The 16969-nt window shown below is 68.0% G+C and carries 18 protein-coding genes and 2 pseudogenes; 7 read left to right on the top strand and 13 right to left on the bottom strand.

Annotated elements, in window-relative coordinates; all coding sequences use genetic code 11:
* The 3 genes and pseudogenes from U9979_RS11310 to U9979_RS11300 all read right to left on the bottom strand — a co-directional run.
* Positions 1-192: pseudogene (locus tag U9979_RS11310) on the bottom strand (hypothetical protein); the annotation flags it as partial.
* Positions 185-508 carry a hypothetical protein gene (locus U9979_RS11305; RefSeq protein ID WP_322779346.1) on the bottom strand — a complete coding sequence of 108 codons (324 nt, stop codon included), beginning with the start codon at positions 506-508 and terminating at the stop codon, positions 185-187. The pseudogene U9979_RS11310 and the gene U9979_RS11305, both read right to left, overlap by 8 nt.
* Positions 509-880: 372 nt before the next feature.
* Positions 881-1072, bottom strand: a complete 192-nt coding sequence (locus U9979_RS11300) for a hypothetical protein (protein ID WP_322779345.1) — start codon at positions 1070-1072, stop codon at positions 881-883.
* A 46-nt stretch (positions 1073-1118) separates the two neighbouring features.
* Here U9979_RS11300 and U9979_RS11295 point away from each other — a divergent pair, with 46 nt between their 5' ends.
* Positions 1119-1616, top strand: coding sequence for a histidine phosphatase family protein (locus U9979_RS11295; protein ID WP_322779344.1), 498 nt, complete (start codon positions 1119-1121; stop codon positions 1614-1616).
* Between the two features lie 304 nt (positions 1617-1920).
* On the opposite strand, the gene U9979_RS11290 is transcribed toward U9979_RS11295, so the two are convergent.
* The 5 genes from U9979_RS11290 to U9979_RS11270 all read right to left on the bottom strand — a co-directional run bounded on the left by U9979_RS11290 (position 1921) and on the right by U9979_RS11270 (position 5022).
* Positions 1921-2931, bottom strand: a complete 1011-nt coding sequence (locus U9979_RS11290; protein WP_322779343.1) for a zeta toxin family protein — start codon at positions 2929-2931, stop codon at positions 1921-1923.
* Positions 2928-3245 (bottom strand): hypothetical protein, encoded by a 318-nt coding sequence (locus tag U9979_RS11285; protein WP_322779342.1) that lies wholly within the window; start codon positions 3243-3245, stop codon positions 2928-2930. Before U9979_RS11285 ends, U9979_RS11290 begins: the two co-directional genes overlap by 4 nt.
* A 212-nt stretch (positions 3246-3457) precedes the next feature.
* The gene (locus tag U9979_RS11280; RefSeq protein ID WP_322779341.1) at positions 3458-4285 is read right to left on the bottom strand and encodes a zeta toxin family protein; all 828 of its coding nucleotides are present in this window, start codon (positions 4283-4285) and stop codon (positions 3458-3460) included.
* 111 nt (positions 4286-4396) lie between these two features.
* Positions 4397-4678 (bottom strand): hypothetical protein, encoded by a 282-nt coding sequence (locus tag U9979_RS11275; RefSeq protein WP_322752626.1) that lies wholly within the window; start codon positions 4676-4678, stop codon positions 4397-4399.
* The gene (locus U9979_RS11270; RefSeq protein ID WP_322779340.1) at positions 4675-5022 is read right to left on the bottom strand and encodes a hypothetical protein; all 348 of its coding nucleotides are present in this window, start codon (positions 5020-5022) and stop codon (positions 4675-4677) included. Before U9979_RS11270 ends, U9979_RS11275 begins: the two co-directional genes overlap by 4 nt.
* Positions 5023-5039: 17 nt before the next feature.
* Between U9979_RS11270 and U9979_RS11265 the strand changes: the two are divergent.
* Positions 5040-5195: pseudogene (locus U9979_RS11265) on the top strand (dihydrofolate reductase family protein); the annotation flags it as partial.
* Between the two features lie 726 nt (positions 5196-5921).
* On the opposite strand, the gene U9979_RS11260 reads toward U9979_RS11265, so the two are convergent.
* From U9979_RS11260 to U9979_RS11250, 3 genes are all read right to left on the bottom strand, one after another.
* Positions 5922-6281, bottom strand: a complete 360-nt coding sequence (locus U9979_RS11260; RefSeq protein WP_322752624.1) for a hypothetical protein — start codon at positions 6279-6281, stop codon at positions 5922-5924.
* A gap of 387 nt (positions 6282-6668) precedes the next feature.
* Entirely contained in the window at positions 6669-6932 is a 264-nt protein-coding gene (locus U9979_RS11255) for a hypothetical protein (protein ID WP_322779338.1), read from the bottom strand.
* Between the two features lie 361 nt (positions 6933-7293).
* On the bottom strand, positions 7294-7701 hold the full coding sequence (locus U9979_RS11250; protein ID WP_322751275.1) for a limonene-1,2-epoxide hydrolase family protein: 408 nt from the start codon (positions 7699-7701) through the stop codon (positions 7294-7296).
* Between the two features lie 80 nt (positions 7702-7781).
* Here U9979_RS11250 and U9979_RS11245 point away from each other — a divergent pair, with 80 nt between their 5' ends.
* Positions 7782-8423: a TetR/AcrR family transcriptional regulator gene (locus U9979_RS11245; RefSeq protein WP_322779337.1), complete on the top strand. Its 642-nt coding sequence runs from the start codon at positions 7782-7784 to the stop codon at positions 8421-8423.
* Positions 8424-8625: 202 nt separating this feature from the next.
* Complete coding sequence (locus U9979_RS11240; protein ID WP_322779336.1) at positions 8626-10374, top strand: SpoIIE family protein phosphatase; 1749 nt, start codon at positions 8626-8628, stop codon at positions 10372-10374.
* A gap of 161 nt (positions 10375-10535) precedes the next feature.
* Here the strand turns inward: U9979_RS11240 and U9979_RS11235 are convergent, their stop codons facing one another.
* Positions 10536-12482 (bottom strand): rhodanese-like domain-containing protein, encoded by a 1947-nt coding sequence (locus tag U9979_RS11235; protein ID WP_322779335.1) that lies wholly within the window; start codon positions 12480-12482, stop codon positions 10536-10538.
* A 700-nt stretch (positions 12483-13182) separates the two neighbouring features.
* Between U9979_RS11235 and U9979_RS11230 the strand changes: the two genes are divergently transcribed.
* Positions 13183-13749, top strand: coding sequence for a cysteine dioxygenase family protein (locus tag U9979_RS11230; protein WP_322779334.1), 567 nt, complete (start codon positions 13183-13185; stop codon positions 13747-13749).
* 71 nt (positions 13750-13820) lie between these two features.
* Positions 13821-14177 carry a rhodanese-like domain-containing protein gene (locus U9979_RS11225; RefSeq protein ID WP_322768657.1) on the top strand — a complete coding sequence of 119 codons (357 nt, stop codon included), beginning with the start codon at positions 13821-13823 and terminating at the stop codon, positions 14175-14177.
* A gap of 48 nt (positions 14178-14225) precedes the next feature.
* Here U9979_RS11225 and U9979_RS11220 read toward each other — a convergent pair whose 3' ends face one another.
* On the bottom strand, positions 14226-15851 hold the full coding sequence (locus tag U9979_RS11220; RefSeq protein WP_322779333.1) for an MFS transporter: 1626 nt from the start codon (positions 15849-15851) through the stop codon (positions 14226-14228).
* Between the two features lie 118 nt (positions 15852-15969).
* Between U9979_RS11220 and U9979_RS11215 the strand changes: the two genes are divergently transcribed.
* Positions 15970-16969 (top strand): MarR family winged helix-turn-helix transcriptional regulator (locus tag U9979_RS11215; RefSeq protein WP_322779332.1); only part of this gene is annotated, 1000 nt, incomplete at its 3' end.

Here is a 16969-nt window from a genome sequence, read left to right as displayed (position 1 = left end):
TAAGCCTGGTGGATGCACCGAACGATTTTCGTGATCTTTTTTGATCTTTCGGAAGCGGTTCTCCGGGATTCCGATGATGGCGATGTGTTCGGCCGCGGCTGTCGGGCCTGTCGCCTCGAACGCCTCAACATCCGCCGGCTCGATCCGGTCGTCCGCCCGCACGTCGACGACCACACCCGTCCCGTCAGCCAAGCGGGCAAAGAAGTCCGGTGCGTGGCGCCGTTCCCGAACGCCGTCGTGCCAGCGCAGCCAGAACGGCTGCGCTGGCCAGACCCGCCACGTCCCGGTCGAAGCCGAGGAGCATCACGTGATCACCTGTCGTGGCCGACCACCACCAGCCCGGAAAATGCCGCCTTCCCCGCGACCAGCCGAACGGCCGGATCGACACGGCGTCCTCGAACGGCACGTTCCAGCAGGTCGGCAACGTCTCCCGACGGCGCGCCCCGGACGCCTCCACGAACTCCAGCCCGAACTCGAAACCGGCAGCTACGGCAGCTACGGCAGCCACGGACACCAGCCCGAGGCTAAATCACGATGATCAGGACCGGGCCAACTTCACTGGCACGAACTCCCAACAGGCCGGATTCGATGACAACGGGCCGACTTCGATGGCGAAGGACACACGAGCCCGGTGCGCCGAGACCCGAACCGTCAGGTGGGGCCAGAACTCCCACCCGCGACGCCACCCGGCATCACAACGGATACCAGGGGTATGATCAACACTACACGCGGGCATCGCGCTTGACGGCCAGCGGCCAGCGGCCGGAGGTAGAGGTAGAGTATGTATTTGATGCCGTCCCATCGCGGTGGGTACGGAAGTGAGCCCCGGGAGATCCTGCCGGACGACAGGGCCCGGGGCTTCGCGCTGTCTACACCTCCGTCAGTACCCGATCGGGATGATCGTCAACCGAGACTCGATCGTTTTCGCGAACGCCGGCTCACCGGTACGGGCACGCGTCATCGCCCCGCAGACGGCATCGGGTAGCCACAGCAGCGGCTCCGCCGGGCCGGGGAGATGATCCATCCGCAGGATGCTGGACACGGCCTTGGTTGCGCGGAGAACGTCAATCATGTTCCGGTCGCGCTGATCGTCGGTCGGTCCCCGGGACTCCAGCACCATGCGTATGACGCCGCGTCCCATCGACGTGGTCTATGCGGCCCCACGGCGACGCGTCCAGGAAACCGCCGCCGTCATCATCGGTGAACTCGGGCTGCCACTGACGGTGGAACCACGCTTGTCTGGCCCCCACCACGGCGACGCCGACGGAAAACCCTGGACCGACATCTGGAAGGAATTCGGTGGAAGCCCCGCCGACCGACCAGACCAGCTCTTCGCGCCGGGCGCGGAAAGCTGGAACCAGTTCCTCGTCCGGGCAAGCTCCTGCCTCAAGGAGATCCTCACCCGTCACGCCGGCCAGCGGATCCTCACCATCGCCCACGCGGAAACCGTCGAGGTTGCCCACACGCTCCTGCTGAACCTTCCTGCCGGTTCCAGTTCACAGATTGGGTTCACCGTCGCGCACGCGTCGCTGACCTGGTGGTCCCATCGCCGGCCGGAAGCCGGCGCAGCCCGCTGGAACCTCATCTGGCACAACAACACCGGCCATCTGCCATAAAATTGTCCAAAAAGGCGTATTTCTGCCGGGAGGAAGGTGTGGAGTATGACATCAGATGCGCCCGTGCCGCTCGACGCTGTGGTTGCAGCATGGGACGAACGGCAACGCTGCGCAGCAGCGCTGCGAGTAGCCGACCGCGTCCTTGGCCGGGCAGCGCTGGCTGCCGCCCGCCGCGCCAGCGTTCGCACCACACCCACGACCGCCCCTCCTGCCTCTATCGCAGAAAAGCACCACGATTCGGCCCCGGTCGGGTGCCCACAGAAAATCGGCTGCTCTCCGCGATACACCCGCGGACTGGTCGGGGTCACGAATGGTCCACCGCGGGCGGCCCCAGCTGGGGAGGGCGGGGTAAGGCTGCTGCACCGGTGTCTCGCGGTGGGGTCAGCGCGGGTCGCGTCGGAAAGGCCGCGCGGTCTGGGGCGTGGCCCCGGTGATCGGGCCTGCCGCCGACGGACTCGGCCTGATGGAACTGTCCGAGCAGGGTTGCCGCGAGGGCCGTGATTTGTTCGAGCTCGGGTCCGATCTCTGGTGCGGCAGCGACGAGACGCTGGTGAGTGGCGATGAAACGGCGGGCCTCGGCGGAATTCCATGGACGGTTTCGCTCGTCTTGTAGTGCCGCGTGACATCCTGGCACCCCACTCCACCGTCCCGCCGAATCGCGGACGTTGTGGTAGAGCGGATGCTCGCCGCGGCGTATGACCCACACTTCCTGGACGAGCGATCCCCTGTCGACGCCTTGGGCGATATCGGCCACGGCCTGGTAGCAACGGTCATGACCCTCTGGGGTCGAGAATCTCCCGCGGCCGTTCGCCTGCTGCTGCCGGACGTAGCGGTCAGCCGTGCCCTGCCGGCTGACCGCTTCGGGGACGGCCAGAATGACGACGTGCACCCGGTATCCGGCGGCGGCGAACGGTTCGGCTGCCGAGCGGAAACGCTCTTCGCTGGATGGGGCCATCTCCACGAGTGCGTCGGCGCTTCGCTCCCGCACGTACTGGTGCCCCATCGTCTGCCAGCGCTCGTAGTCCTGACGGATCCGAGCGCCTGCCGCGCGAGGATCTTTCTCCAGGAGGCGGAGGTACGTGGGATGGTAGGCCTTGTAGTAGTCGCTGCAGAAGTGTGTCGCGCCTCCTCGCTGGTCGAGCGCGTGCTTGAGGATGCTGGCGGTGGGCGTCTTGCCGGCGCCTGGTTGTGCCATCAGGTACACCACTACCGGCTCGGTCTGAGGTGTCGTTCGTGCGAGCCGCTGCGGCACGATCAGTTCTTGGAAGATGAATTCGTGGACATCGGGGTCGAGGGTCTCTTCAAACTGGTTCATCCTCGCCCCGCAGTCAGTTCCCGAAGTCGTTCCGCGTAGTCCTCGGTGACACGGACGATTGCGTCGTGGTCGGTCGCGAGAAGTGTCGTCTGGTCTTGTACGCAGGCGTTCTGGGCCAGCTTCCACCGGTCGATTTTTGTCGCGTCAGGGCGGGGCTTTTGGCGCTCCTGCACGATTTTCTCGCTGTACCAGGAGATCAGCCGTCCAACGGTCTCGACGGCAACTTCGTACGAGACCGCCTCAGCGGATTCCCATACCCGCCTCGAAACCCCCGACAGAACACTTCCGTCGTCCCAACGTTCCTCAACGGCCATCGTCGCTCCAGCGGGCTTCAGGTCCGTCCTCGGACGTTTCGTTCACAGCGCTGGCCCCGGCCAGCCGCGCGACTGGCGAAGGCCGCTGTGTGCTCAGTCTGCGCATAGTCCCGACGATCCACCCGCGCCCCCGCTACATCGTCGCCCGGCACAGCACATGCCGGACGTCACGATCACGATCTCCACTGGTGAACCCATCGTGACAGAAGACGTCAACAAATGTGACAGAAGCCCCGGTTCCCTGCTCCGCTCCTACCAGACCCCGAAGAAACGGGGTGCATCAGTGGTTGAGCCAGCCTGCCTGTCTCTGCGACCTTCATGCTCCATCCTGGGCCGAGATGGGCTTGCAGCGTGGCTGGGCGGAGAGGGGTTTGCAGCTGGGCCTGAACAGTGAGGAAATCCGTGGTCTCGTGAGCTGTCCAGGGCCGGTTGCGTTCGACCTCGATCGCCGCTCGTAGCCCTGGCGGCCGTTCCCACTCTCCATTCGGGTCGAGCTGGTTGTGGTACCCCGGCTCACCTTCGCCGCGGCGGAACACCGCGACCTCCCCGACGATCCGGTCAGCATCGATCCGGTCAGCCAGCGCCGGCACGCCCACGTAGGAGCGGCGCGCGTTCTCCGGAACGGTGAGCCGGCCACCGCCGCGATCCTGGACCTGGTCGTAGTAGCGCTTGAGGATTCCCTGCTGGCTCATCGCCTCGGGCACGCCGAGGAACGCGGCCGCGATCCGGTAGCCGGCAGCGTGGTAGCGGCGCATGTCCTCGACCACCGACGCGGGATTGCCCGCCGTCGACTGGACGACGGCGTTGAACCTGTGCTCGCGGATGTGGTCATGCATCATCTGCGCCCACCGGCGTCCGGCGGCGCCCGTGTGCAAGGCCATCGACTGGTCGTCCTCGGCCATGAGCCGGTCGTATTCCGGGTGGAACGGCTTGTACCGGTCGCTGTCGACATCGACAAACCCATCATCGAACGTCGCGCCGATGTCCGGGGTGACCCGTGACTTCCCGCTGCCGGGCTGAGCGACGAGGAACACCACCACAGGCGCGTCCACCGGCCGGGCGCGGCGGGTCTCCGCCGGGACAATGAGCTCCCGGAAGATCCACGCTGCTTCTTCCGGGGGGACCTCATACGGGCTGGGAGTGCTGACTACTCAGCCCTCCCGCACCTGGACGGCCAGCTCGCTGAACCGGACCCGCGCGGCCCTGATCGCTTCCGGGTCGGATGGGTTCAGCGCATCCCGCTCGGCGATCACCGCCAGGCACCCCGCCCGCCATTGCTGGATTTTCAGCAGGTCCGGGTCGGCTTTCTTCCGCTCGTCTGCGATACGGGCCGAATAGGCGCCGACCACCGCATGCCCCGCTTCCAACGCCGCCTCGTAACTGGCAACCTGCGTGCTGTCCCAGAGGAACGAGGGCAACCCGAACAAGCTCATACCTCCCATTCTCTCTGCCCGCCCGGGCAGACGACATCGGCCACACCGCCGGGAAGGCTGACCGGCGGCTTGGCGTGACCCCGGCCGCGCGGGCTGCGGGTAGGTCGTAGCCCGCACCCGGCCCGGATCCGGGTCCCGCGCGACGGGGGACCCGCCCGAGCAGCCCTCTGCGCCTGCTCGAGCCGCTGCTGCCCACGCCCAGCAAACCGCTCGAAGATCTGCGGCGCGACCATCAGCGTGTTCGTCAGCTGAACGACAACCTGCGCGAGCTGCTCGCCGAGCCGATTGAGAGCGTCCCCGATCCCATCGGGACAACGATCCTCGTCGGCCTGTTGCGATGCCATATGATCCTCCCGAGGGCGCCGCCGGTGACACCTACGTCAACGTCCTCGGCGCCAGCACGGCCCGGCAGCGCCTCGACGCCGGTGTACTCGACGAGATCCTCGTCCTCATCGCACCCGTCCTGCTCGGCGACGGTGTCTCGCTGTCTCAACCAGCTGCGCCTGTGCCGGCCTGATTCAGTGGCGCGCCCGTACTGCGAGGCATGGAACCGAGATCCCCTGGCGCACGGCACCCCGTGAAAATCGCCGGAGAGACAAACCACGTGCCATCCCCCAGCTGGTTTGCCACAAACGTCGCGCCGCCGACCTGCATCCAGACCGGAGCTCCCCGTCCGTTACCCCAGGCGCGCTCAACAATGATCGGTTCCGCTCCGGGCCGGATTGCGCGCAAACCAGCTTCCGGACTCACCGCGCCGGCCGCCTTCCCATCGGGGAACCGTCCGAGGTCCAGCCCCGGTAGCTGGCCGGCCGGACACTGCCCCGGGCCTCGCGGAGCCGCGGCGACAGCAGCGGTGGAGACCACGGTCACCGTATCGTTCTGGATACCAGCCACCTCGCCCGCAGGTCGGCCACCGGCGACTGCCGCGGCCACTCCCAGCCCCACCGCCACCACTGCGGCCATCCCGGTGGCGAACACTACAATGACGCCCACCCGGCGCCGGTGGCGTCCGCCATCGCGACCGGCCATGTGGTCCGATGATTCAGTGATTTCCGGCGCATATTCATGTTCATGCACTGAAGATCATCTCCTTCTGAGATCCCTATTTTAGGGTATTACGTCGAGAAGTCAGACTGTAGCCCGCACTTTCCACGGCCCGAGACCGTCACCCGCGCGCGAACGGCCGGTGATCAGAGCGCGCAGGTCCGGAAGCCCGGCCTGTCCCGGTGGGTCCCGCCACTACTCAGACATCCGCACAGCCGACAAAAGGATAGTAATACGAAAGATACGCTGCACTGCTGTACCCTTTGACCTGGGTGCTGAAATTCTCGTGGAACCACCAGTACCGGTTACCGTTGATCGTTTGACCGACGACGTAGTAAAACAGGCACGCTTGCTGACCGGGGTACCCCGCACCCACGGCGGTGCAGGAAGTGTTCGCACAGGTGCGGATGTTCACACCATTTGCTCCGTAGCCACCCAAGGAGCCCACCGATGCATTCGCCGTTCCCGTGCACAGATAAACGGAGAGGAGAACTGCTAACAGAACACCCGAAACTCGCGGCGCTGATCTGCGCGCAGTGATTCCACCAAGCGTCACCATGTCTGCGTCCCCTCGCGAAATGAACGATGACGACCACATCGACTGCTGGTGCGTCATACTTCTTCGAGCGCCGCAAGCGCCCCGGCCGTACGGGTTGTCAACCTGTCAACCGCCGACTTCTCCGTGAACATCTCCCGCCTCGTCACATCGGCGTCAATTCGAAAACCGACCGCCATTACGTTAAGTAATGGACCGGATTTCTAATGTAGCCGATCCTGGCAGGATGCGGCAACTACCGTCCTGGTTATCGAAAGAAACGAGTTTCTCGTCACAATTCGGCGCACCTCACGCCGCTGGTATGCGCCACGTGTCGGCCGCGGTCGCCGATGCGGTCGACGTCTGCCCGGCTGGCAGCCGGAGCGCGGTCACCCCGATCAGTGGTCGGCCTCAGTCTGCCGTGCGCACTCCGGTGAACGCAGCCGGGCCTATACCAAGATCGGTAATGAAAGCCCACCCCGGCACCAGGTCACCGATGCGTCCCGGGGGACCGACCACGTGCACCGGCCGAGCGGCGCCCGGCAGGGTCACCAGATGGGCCTCCGGGTGGATCTCACGCGCCGGCTGGCGTTCACCGATCCCCGCCGTCGTCAGCCAACGCGCGGTCTGCGCAAGTGACAGCCGTACCGACCGGGGCAGTTCACCGCGCTCCACACCCGCCTGCGCCAGCAACGCCGCAGCCGCCAGATAGCCGGTCCACCGTCACCAGCTCGACGCCCGACACCTCCGCCAGCGCGACATATGAAACGTCGTACGGCCACATGTTGTGCCGAAACTCCCAGATCCGAAACTCCCAGGTCCGCGGGAGCAGAACCGGTCGGTCCCGGTCTACTACTCGACCGGCTCTCAACGATGTGAATCCGATGCTTCAATAACAGCATCAGATTCACATCATTCAGCCCCGTGAACCGATGCGTTCTGGGCTGGTACGCCGGGTGGGAGTGCCCTTCCGGGGCTGCCCGTTCCCGGCGCTGCGTGTCTAAGCCCCGCCGGGAAGGCCGCGCCAGGTCGATGGTCAGTAGGTCGCGGGGACCAGCGCGCTGGTGTCCGCGCCGCTCATCATCTTGGCGGGCAGCGCTGTGTCCAAGTAGTCGGTCCACCGGGTGATTACACCGTCACGGACGACGAAGGTACCCATGACCGGAACGCCCCTCACACCGTCAGGAGTCCGGATCATGTCAAGGCGTTCAGTGAGGACCACGTCGCCATCGACCGCCATATTAATCATTTTGTACTCGTAGGCGTCGGGAAACATGGCGAACTGGCCGGCGAGGTCGTCCAGCACGGCTGCGGCGCCGACGGCCGCAGGCATGCCGGTGTTCTGGTAGACGGCGTCCCCGGCGAGAAACGGCCGCAGCAGAGCAGGGTCACGCTTGGCCATCAGGTCGCAGAACTCGCGGACGATACGGGCTGAGTCACTCATTACGTCCACATTTCGGTACACTCAGTGACATACAGACTGTATGTTTCCCATACAACCTGTAGGCGGACCATACTGGAGAGGTGGACAGCGGTCAACGGACGTCGACATCCCGCAGTGCCGTGCGAGCGGCGCTGGTCGCGGAACGCGCGGAGGCCACGCGCTCCGCCCTGGTCGCGGCGGCCCGGCGGCTGTTCGTCGAGAAGGGCTACTTCGACACCAGCACCGAGGAAGTCGTCGCGGCGGCCGGCGTCGGCACCAGAGGGGCGCTCTACCACCACTTCGCCGACAAGAAGGCGCTGTTCCTCACTGTCTTCGAGCAAGTTGAGGAGGACGTCCTCGCCGCGGCGGATACCGCCACCACCAGCAGCGGCGACGCCCTCGCCCGCCTCCGGCACGGCCTCCTGGGATTCCTCGACGCGTCACTCCAACCCGAGGTACAGCGCATCCTGCTGATCGACGGACCCGCCGTCCTCGGCTGGCGTGAATGGCGAGCGATCGAAGAACGCTACGGACTCGGCGCGATCCACGCCCTCCTCGACCTCGCGGTGACAGAGGGAACCGTGCCAGCCCAACCGCTCAACGCTCTCGCCCACATCCTGCTCGCCGCCATTGACGAGGCGGCCCTGTTCATCGCCAGCGCCGACGACCCGGCCGCCGCGAAGGACCAAGCCGTTGCCGCCGTGGACCAGCTACTTACGGGACTGAAAGTCACCAACCGCTAGGCGTGCTGATGGATGTTGGTCGATGCGGGCGATGATCCATCAGATATGCCCAAGAGCCACCCCCCACCGCCAGGTGCCGTTGCGGTGCCGGTACTCCCGTTCGCGCAGAAGATGGACGTGTCCCACACTTGTACGCGTCTCTACCCGCCCGAGCCTCCGGCGACGACCGGCAGCTCATGTCCCTGGCAGGACCGGTCCCGACATGAACCCGATGCCGCAGCCCGGCGGTCAGGCACCCGAGGACCTTCGTACGTCTCGGCCTGGCTGGCCCGTCCCGCCGACATCGGGCCGCTGGGAAGAGGTGCTGCTCTGTTCGCAGGTGTTCGACGCGGCGCCGATCATACTGTCGGTCATCGATCGCGGCCTGCGGATCCGAGCCGTGAACCAGGCCTGGGTCAGGGCCTTCGGCCTGTCCGCCGAGAAAGCGATCGGCAGGCGTGTGTCCGAGTTGTTCCCGGACCTCGACCCTGTCAATGCGGAGCTGGACCGCCTGGTCATGACAACCGGTGAGGCGATCATCGACGATGAGGTGACCACGGCGATGCCGTCGGACCCGTCGGACCAGCGTGTCCTGCGGGTCTGCCGCTACCCTCTTCACGACTCGACAGGAGCCAGAGTCGCGATGGGTGTGGCAGCGGTGGACGTGACCGACGAACACCGCGCGCAGGCCGAACGCGACGCGGTGGAGCGGCGGCTGCTGCTACTGAGCCGGGCGAGCGGGCTGCTCGGCGCGTCGCTGGACCTGTCCGCGACAGTACGGGAGATAGTCACGCTCGTCGTCCCGGAGTTCGCCGACATCTGCGAGTTGTACCTGGCCGACGAGCCCTATCCCCTGGATGCCGACCCCGACCCGCTCATGCTCCGCCGGGTCGTATGGGCCCACTCCTCGGATCTACCCCGACCGCCTCCCGATCTGGACCTTCCGCAGTCGGGCGAAATGATCAACGTGAAGGGGCGTCCGCCGGGGCAGGTGTTCATCACCGGCCAACCGGTCCGCATCGACATCGACGACAGGCTGTTCGACGCCTCCCCCGCGCCGCGCGTAGCCGCGGTGATCCGGCACTTTCGGCTTCGGTCCGCGATCGTGGTGCCGCTGCTGGTCGGCGGGGAGTACCTCGGAAGCGTGGGGTTCGGCGTCACCGCGGCGCGGCCCTACGGCGAGCAGGATGTCCAGACCGCGGCGGAACTGGGGAGCCGGATCGCGAGCGCGATCGCGAATGCGCGTGCCTTCAACCACCAGCGAACCGCCGCGTTGACGCTACAACACGCACTCATGCCTCGCGACATCCCAACCGTGGGAGGTCTCGAACTGGCGTGGCGCTACCAACCCGGCACCAGCGGCACCGAGGTGGGTGGCGACTGGTTCGATGTCCTCCCGTTGCGGGCCGGACAGGTCGCGCTGGTCATCGGCGACGTCATGGGCCGTGGCCTGGGCGCCGCCGCCGCCATGGGGCAGCTGCGCACCACCGCCCGGGCCCTCGCCCGTCTCGACCTGCCCCCCGCCGCCGTGATGACCGAGCTCGACGCCGTCACCCGGAGCATCGAAACCTTCGCCAGCGTGCTGTACGTGATCTGGGACCCGGCCGGCGCCACCCTGACCGTGGTCAACGGCGGCCACCTGCCCCCGGCCCTGCGCCATCCTGATGGCACCGTCGCACTCCTCGACGGCGCCCACGGGATCATCCTCGGCGTCGACGAGCAGACGTTCACCGAAACACATCACCGGTTCCCCGCCGGATCCACCCTCGCCCTGTACACCGACGGCGTGGTCGAATCCCCCGCCGTCGACATCGGCGAGGGCTGCCGACGGCTGCTGCGCGTCCTGTCGGAAACGGCCGACCTGTCCGCCACCGCGGACCGGCTTCTGACGCTCATCAACCGCAGTGGCGGCTACGACGACGACGTCACCCTCCTGCTCGCTCATGCCCGGCCGGAGCGAGCCACCCGGTGAGCCGCACCGGAGCATATGGGGACTCGTAGGCGTGAAGACACCGCTCCGTCGGTGTTCCACTGTCACATCCAGCGCGGGAACGTTCCCACAAGCCAAGCTCTCCGACCGGCTCTCAACGATGTGAATCCGATGCTTCGATAGCAGCATCAGTTTCACATCCTTCAGCCCCGTGCACCGAAGCGTTCTGGGCTTTCCCGCGCGACCGGAGGCTGGGGTTTCTGGATTGCGGTGGCGACGGGCCGGTCAGGGTCGGACGACCACGCCGACCACGAGCCCGGGAAAAGCGCGGATTCAAACCCGGCCACGGCGAGCGCGGCGATCTGGTGGGCCGCCGTCACCCCGGACCCGCAGTAGACCCCGACGGGCTCCGACGCACCGACACCCAGCGCCGCGAACCGGGCACGCAACGAGGCCCGAGGCAGGAAATACCCCTTCTCGTCCAGATTATCCCCCGTCGCCGCGCTGACCGCCCCCGGGATGTGTCCCGCGCGCGGATCGACGGGCTCCACCTCGCCGCGGTAGCGCTCCGGCGCGCGGGCGTCGAGCAGGACACCGTCGCGGGCCATCCGGGCGGCACCGTCGGCGTCGAGGGTCGGCAGCGCTCCCGCGGTGAGCACGACGTCCCCGGGAACCGGAACGGTCTCGCCGGCTTCGATCTCGAAGCCGGCCTCCCGCCAGGCGCCCAGGGCGCCATCAAGAATACGCACGTCGGCGACCCCCGCCCAGCGCAGCAGCCACCACGCCCGCGCTGCGGACTGTCCCCCGTTGTCGTCGTAGACCACAACCGACCGCCCGGCGGTCAGGCCCCACCCGCGGGCTGACCGCGCCAGGGCCTCGACGTCGGGGAGCGGGTGGCGTCCGGCCATCCCGCCCGGCGCGGCGGCGAGCTCGGTGTCGAGGTCGACGTAGACCGCGCCCGGCAGGTGGCCCTCCCGGTAGTGGTCACGCCCGCGCGGGTCGCCGAGAGTCCAGCGGACGTCAAGCAGCAGCGGCGGCGCGGCCGAGGCCAGCTCATCGTGCAGTCGCTTCGCGTCGACGAGCACCGCTGGAAGGAGCTCGGGTCCGTTGGCGTGGTACAGCCGGCGCGCCGACGCCAGCAGGGCCGCGAGATCGGCCTGGTCGAGACTGCCGGGAGGCGTCCCGGTGAGCGCCGCGGTGGCGATCCGCTGCGCCACCCCCGCATTGATCGGTGCGTCAAGGCCGTGCAGGCGGGCGAGCAGCACGATCTCGCCGTTGAGGAAGTCCGACTCCACCGACCCGCTGCGGGCCAGGCTCTGCCAGGTTGAGCTGCTGTGCCGCTCGTGGCCGGGGATGTCGTGCACGACCAGCTGGGACAGGTCGAGAGTGCTGTCCGCCGCCACATCTACGGCCTCGATCCCGGCCGCGGCGAACGCCGCCCGCGCCTCGTCCACCAGTGCAGCCGCCGCCGCGTCGCGCAGCTCACCGGGAGCGTAGAGCGCATCAAGATTGTAGGCCAGGTTGGCGAGCAACTTGCCGGCCTTCCAGCGGTCGATGTCCCCGACCACCCCGACGGCGAACGAGCCCCGGCGCAGCTGCGCGGCGATGCGCTCCACGACCGGATCACTGCCATGCGGCGCGCGGCCGAGGTAGCAAGCACCGGCGATCGGTGCGCCCGGGGAGACGACCTCTCCGGCCCGCAGATGCGAGGACGGGATGAGAACGACCGCATCGACCACCATGGCGAACCGCCGCAACGCCGTCCGAGCGTTCTCAAGCCCGTTCTGCAGCAACAGGATCGGCAGTACCTCCGCGGCCGTGCGCACGGCGCCGTGCACGGTCACCGGGCGCCATGCCCACTGCTGTAGCAGCGCTTCAGAGTCCTGCGACTTGGTGGCGAGCACCAGCACATCGTCCGCGTGCAGGTCGACCTCGTCCGGCCCACCGGCGACGTCGAGCGCGATCCGCCGGTCGGAGTCCGGCCGGATGTAGCGCAGCCCCTGGGATCGCAACGCGGCGAGGTTCGCTCCCCTGGCCACCACGACGACCGGAATGCCGGCCCCGTCCAGCTGCGCGGCGACGGTCGCACCTATGGCACCCGCCCCGATGATGATGTACCTGGTGCTGATGGCAGTACCGTCCTTTCGCATCGGTAGGTCTAAGGCGGATGTCGGCCGCCTCAGGCCCGGGTTGCCGGGCGCTCTTACTCGTCCAGGTGCAGACTCCCGAGCGGGCACGGGCTGGAGGATCAGCGACAGCGGCTGCTCGCGCTCCGCCCGAAGTCGATGCAGCGGCGGCGGCCGCCAGACCCACCGATCACTCGCCAAATTCTCCACTGAGAAAGTCGACAATGCACCCCGTGCTCCGCTAGCCTCACAGGTCATGAGCGGTCGCACCGTCCTGGTCAGCCGCCCGCACGTCGACTACGTACGGGTGGCCAGCGCACTGTGTCTGCGCTGTCGTATGCCTACCCGGTAGCCAGGACGATCCGCGAAGGCCGCCGGCGGGGCGCAAAAAATGATCATACGGCCCCTGGCTCACTCAAGCCAGACTGCCCGATCCATTGCGGCGAGTGTGACTGACAGTAGTCGCAGCCGGCCTGCCTCCCGACGTCCGGCACCCGACGTTCGACCTTTCGACGTCGTTTCCGGCCTGCCACGGTGACCACGGTGGCCTCGCCAACCTGATCGGGGAAGCCGTTTCGCCGCAGGAGCACTCCCGCCGCTGCCTCACCGCGGGCTCCCCTCCCCACGCCCCACGGACCTACCGCCGTCACCGGCCGTCACAGCGTTCAGCCATGCCTGCCGTGTCTGTGCCAGCTACCCGTCCCACCTCTGGAGGTACCGTCTCGTGACCACCGCTGCACCCGTGGACGTCGACCTCGACCTCGACCACAGCGGCATGACCACGGCGCCGCCCGCCCACACCTGCGTGAGCAGCCGCCGCCCGACGGACCTCGCGCTGATCGTCCGCCGACTCGCAGCACACCGGGACAACTGGACACCACTGGTTCGCTTCGACCCGATCCGCCGATCGTCCATGCTGTTGGACGCCACATCCGACTACCAGGCGTGGCTTTTGACCTGGCTACCCGGCCAGTCCACCGACCTGCACGACCACGGCGACAGCGCGGGCGCGTTCACGGTCGTGACCGGCGTCCTCACCGAACTGACCGTCGTCCCCGGTCGGTCCGAACCCTTGCGCCCAACCGCCCTCGCCAGTCCAACTGCCTTCGCCACCGGTCAGGTCCGCTCCTTCGGCCCCGCCCACGTCCACGACATCAGCAATACCGCCAACGCCCCGGCGGTCAGCATCCACGTCTACGCGCCGGCGCTGGAGTTCATACGACGCTACGCCCTAGATCCACACGCGGGACTCGTCGAGATCGGCCGCGAACGAGCAGGAGTCGACTGGTGACCGTTACCCCGCAGCCCCCGGCAGGGGCCCGGACGATCGAACAGATCCTCGCCGACACCCGATCCAGACTGATGCGGCTCACCCCCACCCAGGCAGACCAGGCGCGCCGGCATGGCGCGGTCATCGTCGACATCCGCCCGGCCGCACAGCGCGCGGCCGAAGGCGAGATCCCCGACGCTCTGATCGTCGAACGGAACGTGCTCGAGTGGCGCTTCGACCCCACCAGTGACGCCAAGCTCCCCGAGGCCACCGGCTACCACCTGCAAATCATCATCGTGTGCTCGGAGGGCTACACATCCAGCCTCGCCGCAGCCTCCCTCCACGACATCGGCCTGCAGCACGCCACCGACGTCATCGGCGGATTCCGAGCGTGGGCCACCGCCGGCCTACCGACATCCGTGTCCCAGGCCACCTGGAAGGATCACTAGCCGTCCAGTCATCAACGCGCGGGATGCGACCATCCGGGTGCGGCCCGCTCAGGCCGTGGGTGCCGCGGGTATCGCGGGTATCGCGGGTATCGCTGGTATCGCGGCGCTCGCCGGAGCCGGTTGGCCGTCCCCGCCAGGGCCACGACCGCCACCGTCGCCACCACCGGCCGGGCCGCGGACGACGAAGTCACGCTGTCGGATGAGGACGAGCGACAGTCCCGCCGCCACGAAGGCCGTAACAGCTGCGACCAGCAGAACCTCGTTCAGCCCGGCGACGAAGCCGGCGTGCGCGGCGACGCCGATCGCGGCGCGGGCGGACGGCGGTGCGGCCGCGACCGCCGCCTGGATGCCACCACCTGACACCGCCTGGGCGATGTGGCCAGCCTGCTGGGCCACGGGCGTACCGGCGAGGCCGACGGTGACGGTGTCGCGCATCTGGGCACTGAAGATCGAACCAAGGCCGGCGACACCGGTCGCGATCCCGACCTGACGGAAGGTCGTGTTGATCCCGGACGCCATGCCGGCGCGTTCCGGCGCCACCACACCGACGGCGGTGGAGGCGAGCGGAACGTTGACAAAGCCGGCGCCGACACCGGCGACAATGAAACCGGGGATGAAGTGGGTCCACCCGGAATCGACGGTCAGGCCGCCCATGAGCAGCAGGCCCGCGCCGATGGCCACGAAGCCCGGGCCGATGAGCAGCTTGGCCGGCACGCGTTCGGTGAGCCGTCCGGCGATGGCGGCGGCCACGAAAATCGCCCCACTGAGCACCAGGAAGCGGATGCCGGTGGCGACGGCCGACAGGCCGAGCACGCTCTGCATGTACAGCACGAGATAGGCGAACATCGAGAAGAGGCTGGCGGACAGCCCGAACGCGGCGAACAAACCCCCGTCGAAGGTCGGCTTACGCAGCAGGGTGAGGTCGAACATCGGCTGGGTCTGGACGGCCTCGGCGACGCCGAACGCCACCAGCAGCACAGCCGCCCCGATCAGGCACCCGGCGACCTGGGCCGAGCTCCAGCCGTCGGTGCTGCTGCGGATGAGCCCGTAGACCAGCGCGCCGAGCGCGCCGGAGAACGTCACCAGGCCGAACCAGTCGACCCGACCGGCGTGCGGATTGCGGGACTCGGCGACCGTGAGCAGGGTGATCGCGACCGCGACAACGCCAACCGGAAGGTTCACGAAGAAGATCCATCGCCAGGACAACCCGCTGGTCAGCACCCCGCCGAGGACCGGGCCCACAGCGACCGCCACGCCGGTGACGGCCCCGAAGACCCCGAAGGCGACCCCGCGGTCGCGGCCGCGGAACGCGTCGGCGAGCAGCGCCAGGGACGTCGCGAACATGATCGCACCGCCGACACCCTGCCCGGCCCGGGCCAGGATCAGGAACAGCGAGGTTTGCGCGAGGCCGCACAGCAACGACCCGACGGTGAACATGGCCGTGCCGACGGCGAACATCAACCGTCGACCGAACCGGTCCGCCAGCGAGCCGGCCGTCAGCAGCAGGGCGGCCAACGTCAGAGCGTAGGCGTCGATCGTCCATTGCAGGTCCGACAGCGAGGCGCTGAACGCCCGCCCGATGTCGGGCAGCGCCACGTTCACGATCGTGACGTCAAGCAGCAGCATGAAGACGCCGATGCAGACCGCCGCGAGCGTCCACCACTTCCTCTGCACGGTTCCTCCCCAGACAGGCCTCTTACAGATACTTGTTTAACTATCAACTAGCCTAACTATCAACTACCATAGGGACAAGGCCAAGCGTGGCCGCCACGCCTGACGGCCGGAGGGATGCATGATCGGGGAGCGCGAGCCAGCGGTTGCGACGACGGACGCCGCGCCGGTGAACGCCGTGCCGGTGAACGCCGCGCCGGTGAACGCCGCCGGGGCAGCCGGGGTCGGCGCCGCGGAGCCGGGCGGATCGACGTACGTCCCGGCGGTGCTCGCCGGTTCGGTCGGGTACCTGCTGCGGCTCGCGCACGAGCGGGCGCGAGCGGACGCACAGGCCTTGCTGCCGCCGGGCCAGCATCCGCGCGAGTACGCCATGCTGGTCGCCATCGACGCCGACGGAGCGTACTCGTCCCAACAGCGGCTCGCCGAGCGGCTGGACGTCAACCGGACCGCCATGGTCAAACTTGTCGACCGACTTGAGCAGGCCGGCCTGGTCGAGCGTCGCCGGAACCCGGCCGACCGACGTAGCTACGTCCTTGTGCCCACCGACGCCGGCCGGGCGCGGCTGACCGCGATGAGGCCCGGACTCGAAGCCGCCGAGCGGCTGTTCACCGCCGGCCTGACCCCGCCGGAGCGCGAGCGGCTACACGGCCTGCTGCTCCGGATCCTTGTCGGGCCGGGTCACCCGTCCGGGCTACCCGAGGCGCTCACCGGCCGAAGCACCTTCCTCGTCGTCCACGCGCACTACCGGGTCCACACGATCGCGTCTCGTCTCCTGGCAGCAGTGGGCATCACCCCACGCCACGTCGGCGCGCTTGCCGTCATCACGAACGACACGCCGTGCTCCCAGCAGCACGTCGCCCACGAGCTGGGAACCAGCGGGGCGGTGATGGTCGAGATCGTCGACCACCTGGAGGCCCGCGGCCTCGTCGAGCGCCGGTCCTGTCCAACTGACCGCCGGCGCTACGAGCTGTCGCCCACCGCCACGGGCAGGACCGTCCTGTCCAGCTCCTGGGAACTGATCACCGAAGCGGACGCGCATCTCACCGCCCCGCTGCCCAGGTCGGAGGCGGCCCAGTTGCCGGCTCTGCTGCACCGTCTACTGCGCTACCCAGGTCAGACCC

Origin of the sequence: Protofrankia sp. Cas4, assembly GCF_963555915.1 — a bacterium.
In the GTDB taxonomy this organism is placed as follows: Bacteria; Actinomycetota; Actinomycetes; order Frankiales; family Frankiaceae; genus Protofrankia.
Note: the sequence above shows the minus strand (reverse complement) of the source record. Positions and strands in the feature narration are given on the sequence as shown.